This window comes from Streptomyces sp. XH2 (assembly GCF_049725035.1).
In the GTDB taxonomy this organism is placed as follows: Bacteria; Actinomycetota; Actinomycetes; order Streptomycetales; family Streptomycetaceae; genus Streptomyces; species Streptomyces roseoverticillatus.
This window is the reverse complement of record NZ_JBMMMZ010000017.1, coordinates 102,024-118,648: the sequence shown is the minus strand read 5'-3', so window position 1 is coordinate 118,648 and position 16,625 is coordinate 102,024. Positions and strand designations below refer to the sequence as shown.

At 74.0% G+C, this 16,625-nt stretch carries 11 protein-coding genes and 2 pseudogenes; 1 reads left to right on the top strand and 12 read right to left on the bottom strand.

The genetic code is table 11. The annotated features are described in order from the left end of the window. Positions 1–46: 46 nt before the first annotated feature. The 8 genes and pseudogenes from ACOTKD_RS31990 to fmt form a co-directional block, all read right to left on the bottom strand. Positions 47–997 carry a LysR family transcriptional regulator gene (locus ACOTKD_RS31990; RefSeq protein WP_424892493.1) on the bottom strand — a complete coding sequence of 317 codons (951 nt, stop codon included), beginning with the start codon at positions 995–997 and terminating at the stop codon, positions 47–49. An 8-nt stretch (positions 998–1,005) separates the two neighbouring features. After that, positions 1,006–1,461 carry an Lrp/AsnC family transcriptional regulator gene (locus ACOTKD_RS31985; RefSeq protein ID WP_030365350.1) on the bottom strand — a complete coding sequence of 152 codons (456 nt, stop codon included), beginning with the start codon at positions 1,459–1,461 and terminating at the stop codon, positions 1,006–1,008. Positions 1,462–1,954: 493 nt separating this feature from the next. After that, a pseudogene (locus ACOTKD_RS31980) lies at positions 1,955–3,469 on the bottom strand (amino acid permease); the annotation flags it as partial. A gap of 333 nt (positions 3,470–3,802) precedes the next feature. Next, positions 3,803–5,246 (bottom strand): annotated as a pseudogene (locus tag ACOTKD_RS31975) (GuaB1 family IMP dehydrogenase-related protein). 386 nt (positions 5,247–5,632) lie between these two features. Continuing rightward, a complete protein-coding gene (locus tag ACOTKD_RS31970; RefSeq protein WP_189382563.1) occupies positions 5,633–6,622 on the bottom strand; it encodes a sugar-binding transcriptional regulator in 990 nt (329 codons plus the stop codon). Positions 6,623–6,774: 152 nt separating this feature from the next. Further along, positions 6,775–7,461, bottom strand: coding sequence for a ribulose-phosphate 3-epimerase (rpe, locus tag ACOTKD_RS31965; protein WP_030365344.1), 687 nt, complete (start codon positions 7,459–7,461; stop codon positions 6,775–6,777). Between the two features lie 341 nt (positions 7,462–7,802). Beyond that, complete coding sequence (locus ACOTKD_RS31960) at positions 7,803–9,227, bottom strand: RsmB/NOP family class I SAM-dependent RNA methyltransferase (protein WP_424892492.1); 1,425 nt, start codon at positions 9,225–9,227, stop codon at positions 7,803–7,805. Positions 9,228–9,312: 85 nt separating this feature from the next. Next, positions 9,313–10,248, bottom strand: coding sequence for a methionyl-tRNA formyltransferase (fmt, locus tag ACOTKD_RS31955; protein WP_424892491.1), 936 nt, complete (start codon positions 10,246–10,248; stop codon positions 9,313–9,315). Between the two features lie 269 nt (positions 10,249–10,517). Between fmt and ACOTKD_RS31950 the strand changes: the two genes are divergently transcribed. Continuing rightward, entirely contained in the window at positions 10,518–11,024 is a 507-nt protein-coding gene (locus ACOTKD_RS31950) for a hypothetical protein (protein ID WP_359108581.1), read from the top strand. Positions 11,025–11,362: 338 nt separating this feature from the next. On the opposite strand, the gene ACOTKD_RS31945 is transcribed toward ACOTKD_RS31950, so the two are convergent. The 4 genes from ACOTKD_RS31945 to rpoZ form a co-directional block, all read right to left on the bottom strand. After that, positions 11,363–13,519, bottom strand: a complete 2,157-nt coding sequence (locus tag ACOTKD_RS31945) for a primosomal protein N' (protein ID WP_424892490.1) — start codon at positions 13,517–13,519, stop codon at positions 11,363–11,365. A gap of 105 nt (positions 13,520–13,624) precedes the next feature. Continuing rightward, positions 13,625–14,833, bottom strand: coding sequence for a methionine adenosyltransferase (gene metK / locus ACOTKD_RS31940; protein WP_424892489.1), 1,209 nt, complete (start codon positions 14,831–14,833; stop codon positions 13,625–13,627). Positions 14,834–15,009: 176 nt separating this feature from the next. Then, positions 15,010–16,218 (bottom strand): bifunctional phosphopantothenoylcysteine decarboxylase/phosphopantothenate--cysteine ligase CoaBC, encoded by a 1,209-nt coding sequence (gene coaBC / locus ACOTKD_RS31935; RefSeq protein WP_424892488.1) that lies wholly within the window; start codon positions 16,216–16,218, stop codon positions 15,010–15,012. A gap of 123 nt (positions 16,219–16,341) precedes the next feature. Next, positions 16,342–16,614: a DNA-directed RNA polymerase subunit omega gene (gene rpoZ / locus ACOTKD_RS31930; RefSeq protein WP_004948662.1), complete on the bottom strand. Its 273-nt coding sequence runs from the start codon at positions 16,612–16,614 to the stop codon at positions 16,342–16,344. Positions 16,615–16,625: the final 11 nt, after the last annotated feature.

Below are 16,625 nucleotides of genomic sequence, written 5' to 3'. Positions count from 1 at the left end.
CGCAGCGCGGCCCGGCGGTGCCGGACCCACCGTGAGCCGCGGAGGCTCAAGCCGTGCCGCAGGCAGTCTCGCGGACGACGCCGCGGAGCCAGCGATGCCCGCTGTCCTCCTCGTGGCGGGGGTGCCAGGCCATGGAGAAGCGCAGGGGCGGAAGATCGAGCGGGACCTCGAAGGTCACGAGGCCGAGGGCGGCCGCGGCCGGCCGGGCGGCCCGCTCCGGGACGAGGCCGACGGCGTCGCTGCCCGCGATGACGAACAGGGCCGCGGCGAAGGTGGGGGCCGTGCCGACGACCCGGCGGCGCAGCCCGTGCGCGGCGAGGGCCTCGTCCACGGGCCCGGAGAGGCGGCCGCGCCGGGAGTCGAGGAGGTGGCGGGCCGCGGCGTACCGGCGCGGGGTGACGGCCCCGTCGAGGAGCGGGTGGCCGGGCCGGGCGACGCCGACCATGCGGTCCGTCAGGAGGGTTTCGACGCGTATCTCGGGTTCGCTGCGGTCGATGACGCCGATCTCCAGGTCGAGGGTGCCGTCGCGCAGGGAGGGGACGCCGGTGGCGCCCTCGGTGAGGAAGCGGAGGGTGACGCCGGGGGCCTCGCGGGCGGCGCGGCCGAGGAGCGGGGCGCCGAAGGCCAGCACCTGGCTGTCGTGGGCGCTGAGGGTGAAGACGCGCTCCAGGGAGGCCGGGTCGCAGGGGGCCGGGGCGGTGAAGAGGGCGCGGGCGTCGGCGAGGACGCGCCGCACCTCGGCCCGCATGGCCAGGGCGCGCGGGGTGGGCACCATGTGGCGGCCGGCCCGGACGAGCACGGGGTCGCCGAGGACGCGCCGGATGCGGCCGAGGGCGCGGCTCATGGCGGGGCCGGACAGGCCGAGGCGGTCGGCGGCGGCCGTGACGCTCTCCTCGTCGAGGAGGGCGTCGAGGGCCACGAGCAGGTTCAGGTCGACCTTGGCCAGTGGGCCGGCGAACGATCCCGGTACGGGTCCGCCGGCTGGTTCGTCCTGCACGGCGGGGCTCAGGAGGGCGCGCCGGAGCTGAAGCGGCGCAGCAGCGGGGAGAGGACGAGCACCGACTTGGTGCGCTCGACGAACGGCTCTCCGGCGATGCGCTCCAGCACGCGCTCGAAGTGCCGCATGTCGGAGGCGAAGACCTGGACGAGGGCGTCCGCCTCGCCAGTGACGGTGGACGCCGAGGCCACTTCGGGGTAGCGGGACAGGCCTCGGTGGATCGCCTCGGGCGAGGTGTTGCGGCGGCAGTAGATCTCGATGAAGCCCTCCGTCTCCCAGCCGAGGGCCGCGGGGTCCACGCGGACGGTGAAGCCGGTGATGGCGCCCTCGGCGCGCAGCCTGTCCACGCGCCGCTTCACGGCCGGCGCGGACAGGCCGACCTCCGCGCCGATGTCGGCGTAGGAGCGCCTGGCGTCCTCGGCCAGGGCATGCACGATGCGTTCGTCGAGCTCATTCAATCGCACGGCGGGTGGATCACTTTTCTACGGGTAACCAGCTGCTGCTATGAGCAGTAGATCACGTCCCCGGCCGTGTTCCCGACCCGAACGCCGGCGCCACCGCCCCCGGGCGGCCGGGGGCGGTGGCGCGGTCCCCTCGCGGTGAGGGGTCACTCGGTCGGCGCGGAGAAGATCACTTCTTCTCGTCGGGCTTCGCCTGGGCCTTCGGCTCCGCCTTGGCGGCGGGCTTCGCGGCGGGCTTCGCCTGGGCCTGCTTGCCGCGCGCCTTCTTCTGCGGCTTCGGCCGGCCCTTGCCGGCGGCCTTCGCGCCGGGCGTGCCCGCGGAGGCGGACGCGTTCCCGGACTTGGCGGCCGGGCCGGCGGCCTTCTTCGCCGTCGCGGCGGCGGTCTTCGCGCCGGCCTTCGTGCCGGCCTTGGTGCCGGTCCCGGCCCCTGCCTTCGCACCGGTCTTCGCGCCGGCCGCGGCAGGCGCCTGCTTCACCATCGTGACGGCCTCGGCCGCGCCGCCGGTGGCCAGGCGCGAGCGGCGCATGCCGTAGGCGAAGTAGATCACCAGGCCGACGAGCATCCAGCCGCCGAAGACCTCCCAGGTGATGACGTCGAGGCTGAGCATCATGTAGACGCACATCGCGAAGCCCAGGACCGGGAAGACCAGGCCGAGCGGGATCTTCGCCCCGAAGGCGCTGATGCGCAGGCCCGAGAGCGGCACCTGGAAGCTGCGGTGCATGTCGGGGCGGGTGAAGCGCAGCACGATGACGGCGATGTTCACCAGGGCGAAGGCGAAGAGCGTGCCGATGCTGGTGGCGTCGGCGAGCTGGCCGAGCGGGATCGCGGCGGCCAGGATGCCGCAGAACAGCGAGACGATCACGGTGTTCGCCATCGGCACGCCCTTGCGGTTGACCTTGGCGAAGGACTTGGGGACCAGGCCGTCGCGGGACATCGCGAAGAGGATGCGGGTCTGCCCGTAGAGGACGGTGAGGACGACGCTGGCGATGGCGATGACGGCGCCGGCGGCGAGCAGCACGGCCCAGAAGCTCTGGCCGGTGACGTCCTTCATGATCCCGGCGAGCGCGGCCTCGGAGCCCTGGAAGTCGCCCCACGGCATGGCGCCGACCGCGACGGCCGCGACCAGCACGTACAGCACCGTGACGATCAGCAGCGACAGCATGATCGCCTTGGGCAGGTCCTTCTTCGGGTTCTTGGCCTCCTCACCGGCGGTGGAGGCGGCGTCGAAGCCGATGTACGAGAAGAAGAGCGTGGCGCCCGCGGCGCTGACGCCGCCGAGGCCGAGCGGCATGAAGGGCGTGTAGTTGCCGGCGCGGATGCCGGTGAAGGCCACGGCGCAGAAGAGCAGCAGGGCCACGATCTTCACGCCGACCATGATCGTGTTGGCGCGGGCGCTCTCCTTGGCGCCGCCGATCAGGAAGGCCATGCACAGCAGCACGACGAGCAGGGCGGGCAGGTTGAAGATGCCGCCGTCGGTGCCGGGCGGGTTGGCCAGGGCGGCCGGGATGGTGACGCCGATGGTGCCGTCGAGGAGCTCGTTGAGGTACTGGCCCCAGCCGACGGCCACGGCCGCGACGGAGACCCCGTACTCCAGGATCAGGCACCAGCCGCAGACCCAGGCGATGATCTCGCCCAGGGTGGCGTAGGCGTAGGAGTACGAGGAGCCGGAGACCGGGATGGTGCCGGCCAGCTCGGCGTAGGACAGGGCCGAGAACAGCGCCGTGACGCCGGCGAGCACGAAGGAGATCACGACGGCCGGGCCGGCGTCGGGAACGGCCTCGCCGAGGACGACGAAGATGCCGGTGCCGAGGGTGGCGCCGATGCTGATCATGGTCAGCTGCCACATGCCGAGCGAACGGCGCAGGGTGCCGCCCTCGCCCTGGCCGCCCTCGGCGACCAGTCGCTCGACGGGCTTGCGGCGCATCAGGCGGGCGCCGAAGCCGGCGGCGGGCGGCGGGGTGGGCCGCTTGTCACCGGTGACGGGGGGCGCGATGCCTTGGTCCAACACGGGGGTGCTCCGTTCATGACTGCCGGTCGGGGGATGCCGGTCAGGAAGCGGCGGCCCACGGCGGTACCGGGGCACGCGGGCATGACAGAGCAAACCCGTAGCGAGGGGGTACCGCCGAGCAAGCGGTACCCGCCACTCCACGTTCTGCGCAGACCCTACGAGGTCAGGGCCCGCGCTCGTAATGCACCATTCTTGCGTATGCCCGGCTGATCATTGCGTCCGGGGTTCCGAAACGGGCGATCGTTGCACGTCGCGTTATGAATCGGTACATGGGCAGCAAAAAAGGGGCGTGACCCGGCGCACCGGGTCACGCCCCTTTCAGAGGGTGAGGGGTTACAGCCAGCTGGCGTGCACCGGCGTTGCCCTCGGCGTAGCCGGCGGCGCTCTGGACGCCGACGACGGCACGCTCGGCGAACTCGGTCAGGGAGCCGGCGCCCGCGTAGGTGCAGGAGGAGCGGACGCCCGCGATGATCGAGTCGATCAGGTCCTCGACGCCCGGGCGGGCCGGGTCGAGGAACATGCGCGAGGTGGAGATGCCCTCCTCGAACAGGCCCTTGCGGGCGCGGTCGTAGGCGGACTCCGTGGAGGTGCGGTTCTGCACGGCGCGGGCGGAGGCCATGCCGAAGGACTCCTTGTAGGAGCGGCCGTCGGCGGTCTGCTGCAGGTCGCCCGGGGACTCGTAGGTGCCGGCGAACCAGGAGCCGATCATCACGTTGGACGCGCCGGCCGCGAGGGCCATGGCCACGTCGCGCGGGTGACGGACGCCGCCGTCGGCCCACACGTGCTTGCCGTACTTCTTCGCCTCGGCGGCGCACTCCAGGACGGCGGAGAACTGCGGGCGGCCCACGCCGGTCATCATGCGGGTGGTGCACATGGCGCCCGGGCCCACACCGACCTTGATGATGTCCGCGCCGGCCTCGATGAGGTCGCGCACGCCCTCGGCGGCGACGATGTTGCCCGCGACGATCGGGACCTGCGGGTCGAGGCCGCGGACGGCCTTGATCGCGGCGATCATCGTCTCCTGGTGGCCGTGCGCGGTGTCGACGACGATCGTGTCGGCGCCGGCCTCCAGCAGGGCCTTGGCCTTGCCCGCCACGTCGCCGTTGATGCCGACGGCGGCGGCGATGCGCAGCTTGCCGTCCGCGTCGGTGGCGGGGGTGTAGAGGGTCGCGCGCAGGGCGCCCTTGCGGGTCAGGATGCCGGCGAGCTTGCCGTCCTTGTCGACCGCGGGGGCGAGCTTGCGGTGGGCGGCGTCGAGCTGGTTGAACGCCTCGCGCGGGTCGATGTCCGCGTCGAGGAGCAGCAGCTCGGTGGACATGACCTCGGACAGCTGGGTGAAGCGGTCCACGCCGGTCAGGTCGTGCTCGGTGACGACGCCGACGGGGCGGTGGTCCGCGTCGACGACGACGCCGGCGCCGTGGGCCCGCTTGGGCAGCAGGGACAGCGCGTCGGCGACGGTCTGGGAGGGGCTGAGGACGATCGGGGTGTCGAGCACGAGGTGGCGGCTCTTGACCCAGGAGATGACGTCGGTGACGACCTCGATCGGGATGTCCTGCGGGATGACGACGATGCCACCGCGGCGGGCGACGGTCTCGGCCATGCGGCGGCCGGCGATCGCGGTCATGTTGGCGACGACGAGGGGGATGGTGGTCCCGGTCCCGTCCTGCGCGGAGAGGTCCACCGCCTGGCGGGAGCCGACCGCGGAGCGGCTCGGCACCATGAACACATCGTCGTACGTAAGGTCGTACGGCGGCTTCTGGTCGTTAAGGAAACGCATACTGGCTCTCTCACCTGCGATTTTACGTACAGAGCGGGTGGGGAGTCAGACCGGGCCGACACCGGAACGGGCTGAGGTTCCTGGACCCATCATCCATGATTCCGAGCCGTTGTGGCGAACCCGCGTCGCATTCTGTGACTTCGGCCAAGCGTCCGGGACGAGCCCTGTGGCATCGCCCGAGGCGTCCGGCTTGCCTGCTTTTACACCGAACCGGGGATCTCCGCCCCCGCGGGGTCCCCGTGCGGCAGGCCACGCGCCGAGCGCGAGCGCCCGCGCAGGCGACCGCGCGCTCTGCCCACTGACGTCCGCGCGTCGCCCGGCGTTCGGGGATCGCGTTCGAGGAGACTGCCGGTGCTACGGCTCCCCCGCCGCAGCGGGGTGCGCGGCTACGACCCGTCCGGGTCCGCCCGGTCGAGTGCGGGGCGGGGGCCCGGGCCCGTCTCGTTGAGGAGGTAGTCCGCGGCCGTGGTGTCCGTGACCAGGCTCGTGACCAGCCCGGACCGCAGCACCGCGCCGATCGCCGCCGCCTTGCGCCGGCCGCCCGCGATCGCGACGACCTCCGGTATCCGGCGCAGCCGGTCTGCCTCGACTGTGATGCAGCGCTCGCCCAGGTCCCGGCCGATCCGGCGGCCCTCGGCGTCGAAGAGGTGCGCGGACATCTCCGCGGCGGCGCCCAGGGAGGCGTAGTGGGCCCGCTCCTCCTCGGTCAGCATGTCGTAGACCGTCGAGATGCCCGGCGCCCACGAGCCGATGGAGACCGCCGCGACCGTCACCTTGTCGAAGTAGTCGAAGGCGCGCGCGATGCCCGTCTGGCCGCGCAGCGCGGCGGCCGTGGCCGGGTCCGGCAGCAGCATCGGCGCGTAGATCGGGTGCGCCTCGCCGCCGGAGACCTGCGCGGCGCGGCGCACGGCCTCCACCGAGCCGCGCTCCGCCGTGCCCGCGTCGTAGACGCCCGTGAGCTGGACGACGGTGCACGGGGGCAGCCGGTGCAGCGCCGCCGCCATGTGGATGGTCGAGCGGCCCCAGGCGAGGCCCAGCACGTCGCCCTCGTGCACCAGCTCGCCGAGCAGGTCCGCGGCCACCTCGCCCAGGTTCTCGGGGTCGGGCGCGTCGTCCGCGGCATCGGCGGGGGACTCGACGACCACCGCGTGGCGCAGGCCGTAGCGGGCGCGCAGCGCGTCGGAGCGCTCCGCGTCCAGCTCGGCGGGGACCCGGATCTCGATCCGCACGAGATCGCGTTCGAGCGCCGTCTCCAGCACCCGGGCGACCTTGAAGCGGCTCACGCCGAACTCCTCGGCAATCTGGATCTTCGATTTGCCCTCGAGGTAGAAGCGGCGGGCCATGGCCGCCGCCTGCACCAGCTCGGCGGGCCCCATCGGCGTGGCTGAACGGCCCGTCGACACCACCGTCTCCTCACTGTTCTCACACTGTTCGAGCTTGGACTCCACCGTCATCCTGTCAGAAACGGCGGTCCTTGATCAGACCCTGACCTTCGCGCTCAGCATTTCGGGCGAGCGCGGCACCCCGCTCAGTGCCCGCAGGCCCAGGCCGCACCGGCCGTGACGCGCTCCGCCTGGGCGCGCAGCGCACGTACGGTCGCCGCCGGGTCCTCCGTACCGTAGACGGCGGATCCGGCCACGAACACGTCCGCGCCGGCCTCCGCGCACCGCTCGATGGTCTCCGCCGAGACGCCGCCGTCGACCTGCAGCCACATCTGCAGGCCGTGCCGCGAGATCAGCTCCCGGGTACGGCGGATCTTGGGCAGCATGATGTCGAGGAACGCCTGGCCGCCGAAGCCGGGCTCGACCGTCATGATCAGCAGCATGTCCAGCTCGGGCAGCAGGTCCTCGTACGGCTCGATCGGCGTCGCCGGCTTCAGCGCCATCGACGCGCGCGCGCCCTTCGCCCGGATCTCCCGCGCGAGCCGCACCGGCGCGGCGGCGGCCTCCGCGTGGAAGGTCACCGACCCGGCGCCGGCCTCCACGTACTGCGGCGCCCAGCGGTCCGGGTCCTCGATCATCAGGTGGCAGTCCAGCGGGGTGTCCGTGGCCCGGCTCAGCGACTCGACGATCGGCACGCCGAGGGTGAGGTTGGGGACGAAGTGGTTGTCCATGACGTCGACGTGGAGCCAGTCGGCGCCCTTGACCGCTTCGGCCTCGTCGGCGAGACGGGCGAAATCGGCGGACAGGATGCTGGGATTGATCTGCGCGGCCATGCCTTAAGCCTGCCATGTCCGCTGCGCTCAGTTGTGCGGGGGCCTGCTTGAAGGGGCGCGGCCCCTCCGCTTCCGTGCCGCTGTTGCCGCCGCGGCGGTCGGCCGACGAGGCGTGGCCGGTCCGGCGAAGGGGCTCCGCCCTCTTCGTTTCCGCCGCGGCGAGTGACCACCGCGGCGCGAGCTGGCGGTGCCGGACCGGCCTCAGGCTGTGCGGCACCGCCGGACGGCGCCGCGGTGGCTGATCACCGCGGCGGCGGAAACGAAGAGGCGAGGCCTCTTCACTGCTGGGCCGGCCGCAGACGCCACGCGCTCCGGGCCCGGGCGAGCCCCGTAAGCCTCCGCTAGGCGGTGCGCCGCAGGAGCGCCAAGTACATCGCGTCCGTGCCGTGCAGGTGCGGCCACAGCTGTACGTCCGGGCCGTCGCCCAGCGCCGGGACGCCCTGCATGTACGGGCGCGCGTCGATCCACTCCGCGCTCACGCCGTCCCGCTTGAGGACGTCGTCCACGACGGCCTTCGTCTCCGCCGGGTGCGGCGAGCACGTCGCGTAGCCGACGACGCCGCCCACCCGCACGGCGCGCAGCGCCTCCCGCAGCAGGTCGCGCTGGAGCGGGGCGAAGCCCGCCACGTCCTCCGGGCGGCGGCGCCAGCGGGCCTCCGGGCGGCGGCGCAGGGCGCCGAGACCGGTGCAGGGCACGTCGACGAGGACCCGGTCGAAGACGCCCTCGCGCCACGGCGGCCGCGTCCCGTCCGCGGCGATGACCTCGTACGGCCCGGGGTTCCCGGCGAGCGCGCGCCCGACCAGGCGGGCCCGGTGCGGCTGCTTCTCGGAGGCCAGCAGCGCCGCCCCCCGCTCGGCGGCCAGCGCGCCCAGGAGCGCCGCCTTGCCGCCGGGGCCGGCGCAGCCGTCGAGCCAGCGGGCGTCCGGCCCGTCCACCGGCACGGACGCGAGGGCGAGCGCGACCAGCTGGCTGCCCTCGTCCTGGACACCGGCCCGGCCCTCCTTGACCGCGTCCAGCGCGCCCGGCTCGCCGCCCTCGGCGAGCCGCACGGCGTACGGCGACCAGCGGCCCGGCAGCGCCGAGTCCTCGCCGACGGCCGCCAGCAGCTCCTCCGGGGTGGAGCGGCCCGGCCGGGCGACCAGCGTGACCTCCGGCCGCTCGTTGTCGGCCTCCAGCAGGTCCTCGATGCCGGCGCGGCCGCCGCCGAGCGCGTCCCACAGGGCGGAGACGACCCAGCGCGGGTGCGCGTGCACCACGGCGAGGTGCTCCTCGGGGTCGTCCTCGTACGGCGGGGCGACCTTTTCCAGCCACTCCTCCAGGTCGTGCGCGGTGATCTTCCGCAGCACGGCGTTCACGAACTTCGCCCGGCCGTCGCCGAGGACGACGCGCGCCAGCTCCACGCTGGCGGACACCGCCGCGTGCGGCGGGATGCGCGTGCCGAGCAACTGGTGGGCGCCGAGGCTCAGGACGTCCAGGACCGGCGGGTCCACCTCGCGCAGCGGCCGGTCGACGCACGCCGCGATGATCGCGTCGTACGTCCCCTGGCGGCGCAGCGTGCCGTAGACCAGCTCCGTGGCGAGCGCGGCGTCGCGCGCGTCGAAGTCGCCCTTCTCCCGGGCCTTGCGCAGCAGCGGCGGCAGGACCAGGTTCGCGTACGCGTCCCGCTCGTCGACCGCCCGCAGCGCCTCGAAGGCGAGGATCCGCACCGGGTCCTTCTTGGGCCGGCGGTAGGGCTTTGCGGGGCGGCGGGCGGGACGGTCGTTCACGAAAGGTGCTCCGGGGCAGGCTGGGTGGCGAAGGTGTCCAGCCTACGCTCTGCGCTCCGCGATGCTCTGCCCTGATGCCCTGCCCTCAGGCCTCGCCGAGCCGCTCGCCGGGGGCGATGCGGACGCCGCGGGCCCAGTCGGCGGCCTTCATCGGCTTCTTGCCCTGCGGCTGGACCCACTGCAGCTCGACCGCGTGGGAGCCCGTACCGACGTGCACGGAGTTCTTGGCGGCGGCGATCTCGCCGGGGGCGAGGCCGGCCCGGTCGGGGGCGGGCGGCGCGGACATGACCTTCAGGCGCTCGCCGCGGAAGAGCGTCCAGGCGCCCGGCGCCGGGGCGCACCCGCGGACCACGCGGTCCACGCGCAGGGCGGGCGCGGACCAGTCGATCCGGGCGTCCTCGACGTTGATCTTCGGGGCGAGGGAGACGCCCTCGGCCGGCTGCGGCACGGCCTTGAGCGAGCCGTCCTCGATGCCGTCCATCGTGGCGGCGAGCAGCCCGGAGCCGGCGAACGCCAGCCGGGTCAGCAGGTCGCCGCTGGTGTCGGTGGGCCGCACCTCCTCGGTGACCACGCCGAAGACCGGACCCGAGTCCAGGCCCTCCTCGATCAGGAAGGTGGACGCGCCGGTGACCTCGTCGCCCGCGAGGATCGCGTGCTGGACCGGGGCCGCGCCGCGCCACGCGGGCAGCAGGGAGAAGTGCAGGTTGACCCAGCCGTGCGCGGGGATGTCCAGGGCGGCCTTGGGCAGCAGCGCGCCGTAGGCGACGACCGGGCAGCAGTCCGGGGCGATCTCGCGCAGCCGGGCGAGGAAGTCCTCGTCGCGCGGGCGGGCCGGCTTGAGCACCTCGATGCCGGCCTCCTCCGCGCGCTCGGCGACGGGGCTCGCGACCAGGCGGCGGCCGCGGCCCGCGGGGGCGTCGGGCCGGGTGACGACGGCGACGACCTCGTGGCGGTCCGAGGCGAGCAGGGCGTCGAGGGCGGGGACGGCGACCTCGGGGGTACCGGCGAAGACGAGCCTCATGGGTGGCGAACTACCTCTCCTCGAGCGCCGAGCGGAACGGCCCACCAGTCTAAAGGTCCTTTGGCCCGGGGGGCGTACGGACAGTCACGCGCCTCATTCCGGCGGATGTGCGCCCCCATACCGTGACCCGGTGGCCCATGGCGCGTTGTGGTCAAGAGAGATTGACCGAATCGGGCCGCCGCCGCGGGACTCTTCCGTCGTTCGTCGCCCGTCGCGTCAACTCTCGTCATTTTCCGTCCTTTTACCCCGCCGGTCCGAGAGGCTTCTTCATGGCCGACCACGCAACCCACGACGCCCAGGCACGGGCCAGCCTGCATCTGTTGGTCCGGGACATCGAGCGGGTCCGCAGGCAGGTGGACGCCCTGCGCACCCTCACCGCTCAGCTGGGCAACGTCTACCGCCCGCGGCGCACCGGCCCCTCGGCCGGCTTCGTCGTCTACGGGCGGGCTCCCGCGCCGACCGTACGGCTGGCGCAGGAGCTGCGGGACAGCGTCGAGACCCTGGTGACGGCCGCGGTCGACTTCGACCGCTCGCTCGGCTTCTCGTGGGACGCGGTGGGCTCGGCGCTCGGGGTCACCAAGCAGGCGGTGCACCGGCGTTACGGGGCGCGCCGCACGAACGGGGCCGCGTCCGCGGAGGCCCCGGAGGCGGTCCGGACGGCGGAGCCGGCACCGGTCCCGGTCGTTCCGGCCGCCCGTACCGTCCCGGGCCAGACCCCGCCCCCGTCCCACCGAGAAGAACGCCCCCCGGCCTTCCCGGGCCCCCGCAACGGCTAGCCCTGCGGGCGGCGGACCGGGCATACGCGGTGCCGGGCATACGCGGTGCCGGGCACGTCACTTCCGCTGCGGGGCGGGTCGCTGTCGCGGCGGGTCCAAGAGCCCCGGCACCGCGGCCCGCATACGCCCTGCCGGGCACCGCACTCCCGCCGCAACGGCGAGCAACCGAGCACAACGTCATCGGCGGTGCCGAGCCCACCCAGGTCGGTACGGCACCGCCGGAATCCGCCGCGGGGGCCAAGCACCGTCGCGGCGGATCCAAGGGCCGCAGCGCTGGGCGAGCAATCCGACCGGCAGTGCCCCGTACCGGAGCGCGGACACCCCGCCGAGGCGGCCCGTCAGCCGATGTCCGGGGGGTCGATCCGCAGCCGTACCGGTTCGCCGTCGCGGCGGGCGAGGCGCGCCGCCTGGGCGGTCTTGAGGGCCGCGGCCAGCACCGCACCCCGCCCGGGCCGCACCCGGAGCAGGGCCCGCTCCCACCGCTCCCCCGGCGGCGGGTCGCCGGGCCGCCGCGGGCGGCCCGGGACCGTGACCGGCAGGGGCACCGGCCCGAGCACCTCCGCGTCCTCCGGGAGCTCAGCCGCGGCGAGCAGGTCGGCGACATCCTCCGGGGGGCCGGAGACCGACGCCATCCGGGACACCGGGGGGAAGCCGAGCTCGGCCCGGTCGGCGAGCTCCCGCATCGCGTGCCCGGCGGGATCCCAGCGCACGAGCGCCTGCACGGGCCGCAGCGTGGGCTCCGCGACCACGACGACGACCCCGCCGTCCGCCTGCCCGCGGACGAGCGCCGCCGCGGACAGCCAGCGCCGCAGCGCCTCCTCCCCCGCCCGCAGGTCGGGGAGGCCGAGCAGCGCCCAGCCGTCGAGCAGCAGGGCCGCGGCGTAGCCGCCTTCGGCGACGGGCTCCGCGCCGGGGGTGGAGACGACGATCGCGGGCCGGTCGGGCACGGTGTCGAGGATGTGATCCCGCCCGGAGGTCCGTACGGGCACGGACGGGAAGGCCCGCCCGAGCTCCTCGGCGGTGCGCCCCGCGCCCACGACCCGGGCCCGCAGCCGGGAACCGCCGCACTCCGCGCAGTGCCAGCCCGGGGGCGCCTCCTGCCCGCACCAGCCGCACCGCAGCGCGCCGTCGGCGCCGCCGGCCTCCAGGGGGCCGGCGCAGTGCCCGCACCGGGCGGGCTCGCGGCAGCGCTCGCAGCCGAGGCGGGGCACGTAGCCGCGGCGGGGCACCTGGACGAGCACCGGCCCGTGCTTGAGCCCCTCGCGGGCGGCCTGCCAGGCGTGGCTGGGCAGCCGGGCGGCGCGCGCCGCCGCGTCGCGGGCCTCGTCGGAGTCGCCGACGGTCCGCACGGCGGGGGCGACGGCGCGCACGGTCTCGCGGGCGGCGGCCAGCGGCAGGGCCCATCCCGTGTTCACCAGCTGGGCGGCCTCCACCGTGCAGCCGAAGCCGCCGAGCAGGAAGGCGGCCTTCTCATGCACCGCGCGCTGCACGAGCACCTCGCGGGAGTGCGGGTGCGGAGCGTTCTGCGCGCTGTGGCTGCCGTCCCCGTCGTCCCAGACGGCGACGAGTCCGAGGTCCCGCACGGGCGCGAACATCGCCGCCCGCGTGCCGACCACGGCCCGCACCGAACCCCGGCTGACCGCGAGCCAGCGGCGGTACCGCTCCTCGGGCCCGAGCTCGGCCGTCAGCAGCACATGCCGGCCCTCCCCCAGGATCTCCCCGAGGGCGGCGTCGACGCGCGCCGCGTCCCGCCCGTCCGGCACGACGACCAGCGCACCGCGCCCGGACGACAGCGCCGCCGCCGCGGCCCGCGCGAGCTCGTGCGGCCAGTGCGGGCCGGGCAGCGCCGTCCACACGGCCCGCGGGGTGTCCCCCCGGGCCACGGCGTCGAGGAAGGCGGGCCCGGTGGGATACCGCGCCCAGCTCCCGGGCTCCGGCACCCCCGGCGGGGGCAGCGGCGCGGGCGACGGCTCGGCCTCGATGCGGGCGTGCCGGGGCGGCACGGCCAGCTGCAGCACGTCGGCGAGCGAACCGGCGTAGCGGTCGGCGACCGCACGGCAGAGCTCGTAGAGCGCAGGGCTGAGCACCGGCTCCGGCGAGAGCACCTGGGCGATCGCGGCGAGCGGTCCCTGGTAGTCGGACTCGGCCACCCGGTCGACGATGTAGCCGTCGAGGAGCCCGCCGCCTTCCCGGCGCCCCCCGCGCACATTGCGCGTCCCGGCGCCGAACCGCACCCGCACCCGCACGCCCGGCCGGGCGTCGGCGTCGAGCTCCTCGGGCACGGCGTAGTCCCACAGCCGGTCCAGGTGGACGGGGCCCTTGTCGACGAGCACGCGCGCGACGGGCAGCGTCTTGGCCAGCGGCGCCCCCCGCCACGTCCGCGGCTTGGCCTTGGGCGCCTTCGCCTTGGCCTCGCGCACGCTCTCCCGTATGAGCGCGAGCTGCTCCCCGTGCTCCGGAGGCTTGCCCTGGGACCGCCCGTTCTCGCTGCTCACAGCCACAGTCCTACCAGACCCCACTGACAACGCCGGGCGGACTGGATCTCCAGTCCGCCCGGCGTCAGGACAGCGGTGCCCGGGGCGCGTGCGCCCCGGAGGTGCTTACAGGCCCGCGGCCTTCCGCAGCGCCTCCACGCGGTCCGTGCGCTCCCACGTGAAGTCGGGCAGCTCACGGCCGAAGTGGCCGTACGCGGCGGTCTGCGCGTAGATCGGGCGCAGCAGGTCGAGGTCGCGGATGATCGCGGCCGGGCGGAGGTCGAAGACCTCGGCGATGGCGTTCTCGATCTTGTCGGTGTCGATGGTGTTCGTGCCGAAGGTCTCGACGAACAGGCCCACCGGCTCGGCCTTGCCGATCGCGTAGGCGACCTGGACCTCGCAGCGCGAGGCCAGACCGGCCGCGACGACGTTCTTCGCGACCCAGCGCATCGCGTAGGCGGCGGAGCGGTCGACCTTGGACGGGTCCTTGCCGGAGAAGGCGCCGCCGCCGTGGCGGGCCATGCCGCCGTACGTGTCGATGATGATCTTGCGGCCGGTGAGGCCGGCGTCGCCCATCGGGCCGCCGATCTCGAAGCGGCCGGTCGGGTTCACCAGGAGGCGGTAGCCGTCGGTGTCGAGCTTGATGCCGTCCTCGACGAGCTCCTTGAGGACGTGCTCGACGACGAACTCGCGGATGTCGGGCGCGAGCAGCGAGTCGAGGTCGATGTCCGACGCGTGCTGCGACGAGACGACGACGGTGTCGAGGCGGACGGCCTTGTTGCCGTCGTACTCGATGGTGACCTGCGTCTTGCCGTCGGGGCGCAGGTAGGGGATGGTGCCGTTCTTGCGGACCTCCGACAGGCGGCGCGAGAGGCGGTGCGCCAGCTCGATCGGCAGCGGCATGAGGTTCGGCGTCTCGTCGCAGGCGAAGCCGAACATCAGGCCCTGGTCGCCCGCGCCCTGCTTGTCGAGCTCGTCCTCATCGCCCTCGACGCGGGCCTCGTAGGCGGCGTCGACACCCTGGGCGATGTCCGGCGACTGGGCGCCGATGGAGACCGAGACGCCGCAGGAGGAGCCGTCGAAGCCCTTCTTGGACGAGTCGTAACCGATCTCGAGGATCTTGTTGCGCACGAGCGTGGCGATCGGCGCGTAGGCCTTGGTCGTCACCTCACCGGCGACGTGGACGAGGCCCGTGGTGATGAGGGTCTCAACGGCGACACGAGACGTGGGGTCCTCGCGCAGCAGGGCGTCGAGGACGGTGTCGCTGATCTGGTCAGCGATCTTGTCGGGGTGACCCTCGGTCACGGACTCCGAGGTGAACAGGCGGCGGGACACATCGCTCCCTGGGGTTGCAGCGGCTGCTGGCTGATCATTGACGGACCCGGCCGAGAGCTGCGCTCGGCGCTGGGTCCTCGGTCAGTTTATCCGGCGTTCTCGTGGTTGGGACATCCTGTCTCGTATCACCGGCCTCTGTGACCTGCGGCACCCGCGCGCTCCGGCGCGCGGAGGGCTCAGGAGAAGCGCCGTACGACGAGGTCCCAGACGGTGTCCGCGAGGTCGTCCTTGGGGCCGTAGGGAACGGGGGTCTCGGAGCCGTCGGGGGCCAGGACGACGGCCTCGTTCGCCTCCGAACCGAAGGTCTTCCGCTCCCCCACCTCATTGACAACCAGCAGGTCACAGCCCTTGCGGGCGAGCTTGGCGCGACCGTTGGCGAGGACGTCGTCGGTCTCGGCGGCGAAGCCCACGACGATCTGTCCGGGGCGCGGCCGGCTCGCGGAGAGCTCGGCGAGGACGTCGGGGTTCCGGACGAGCTCGACGGGCGCCGGCTCCTCGCCGTCCCGCTTCTTGATTTTGCCCTCGGCATAATGCGAAGGGCGGAAATCGGCCACCGCGGCGGCCATCACGACGGCGTCCGCGTCCTCGGCGGCCTTCAGAACGGCCTCCCGCAGCTGCACGGCCGTGCCCACCCGTATGACGTCGGCGCCGGCCGGGTCGGGCAGCTCGCTGTTGGCGGCGACGAGCGTGACGCGGGCGCCGCGCGCGACGGCGGTACGGGCCAGGGCGTACCCCTGCTTGCCGGAGGAGCGGTTGCCGAGGAAGCGGACGGGGTCGAGCGGCTCGCGGGTGCCGCCGGCGCTGATGACCACGTGCCGGCCGGCGAGGTCGGCGACCGGGGCCGCGGCCCCGCGGGCCAGTACCCGGCGGCAGACCTCGAAGATCTCCTCGGGGTCGGGGAGCCGGCCCTTGCCCGTGTCGACGCCGGTGAGGCGGCCGACGGCGGGCTCGATGACGATCGCGCCGCGGCGGCGCAGCGTCGCCACGTTCTCCCGGGTGGCCGGGTTCTCCCACATCTCGGTGTGCATGGCGGGCGCGAAGACGACCGGGCAGCGGGCGGTGAGCAGCGTGTTGGTCAGCAGGTCGTCGGCGAGGCCGTGGGCGGCCTTGGCCAGCATGTCGGCCGTGGCGGGCGCGACCACGACGAGCCGGGCCTCCTGGCCGATGCGCACGTGCGGCACCTCGTGGACGCTCTCCCAGACCTCGGTGCCGGCGGGGTGCCCGGACAGTGCCGACCAGGTCGCCTCGCCGACGAAGTGCAGGGCCGAGGCGGTCGGCACCACGCGGACGTCATGGCCGGACTCGGTGAGCCGGCGCAGCAGCTCGCACGCCTTGTAGGCGGCGATGCCGCCACTGACCCCCAGGACGACCTTGGGCTTGTCCATCGCTCGCGCTCTCCCCATCCATCGGTTGCGTACAGGTCCCATGACACACCAAGGGTCCGGCAGCGGCGCTACCGGACCCGTGGTGACGAAAACAGACGAAGACGGCGAGGACGCCGCCCCGCTTTACTGCGCCGGGGCCTCGATGGCCTCGGAGGTCAGCAGACCCGCGTTGATCTCGCGGAGCGCGATGGAGAGCGGCTTCTCGTGGACGTGGGTGTCCACCAGCGGGCCGACGTACTCCAGCAGGCCCTCGCCGAGCTGCGAGTAGTACGCGTTGATCTGACGGGCGCGCTTGGCGGCGTAGATCACCAGGCTGTACTTCGAGTCGGTGGCCTCGAGCAGCTCATCAATCGGCGGGTTGATGATGCCCTCGGGCGCGGTGATGGAAGAGGACACTCTCTGCCTTC

Excerpts from the sequence above, each read along its gene's own strand:
- ACOTKD_RS31950 (WP_359108581.1), top strand. The coding sequence starts at position 10,518 with ATGGCCGACCACGCAACCCACGACGCCCAGGCACGGGCCAGCCTGCAT.
- fmt (WP_424892491.1), bottom strand. The coding sequence starts at position 10,248 with ATGAGGCTCGTCTTCGCCGGTACCCCCGAGGTCGCCGTCCCCGCCCTC.
- coaBC (WP_424892488.1), bottom strand. The coding sequence starts at position 16,218 with ATGGACAAGCCCAAGGTCGTCCTGGGGGTCAGTGGCGGCATCGCCGCC.
- ACOTKD_RS31970 (WP_189382563.1), bottom strand. The coding sequence starts at position 6,622 with ATGGGGCCCGCCGAGCTGGTGCAGGCGGCGGCCATGGCCCGCCGCTTC.
- rpe (WP_030365344.1), bottom strand. The coding sequence starts at position 7,461 with ATGGCCGCGCAGATCAATCCCAGCATCCTGTCCGCCGATTTCGCCCGT.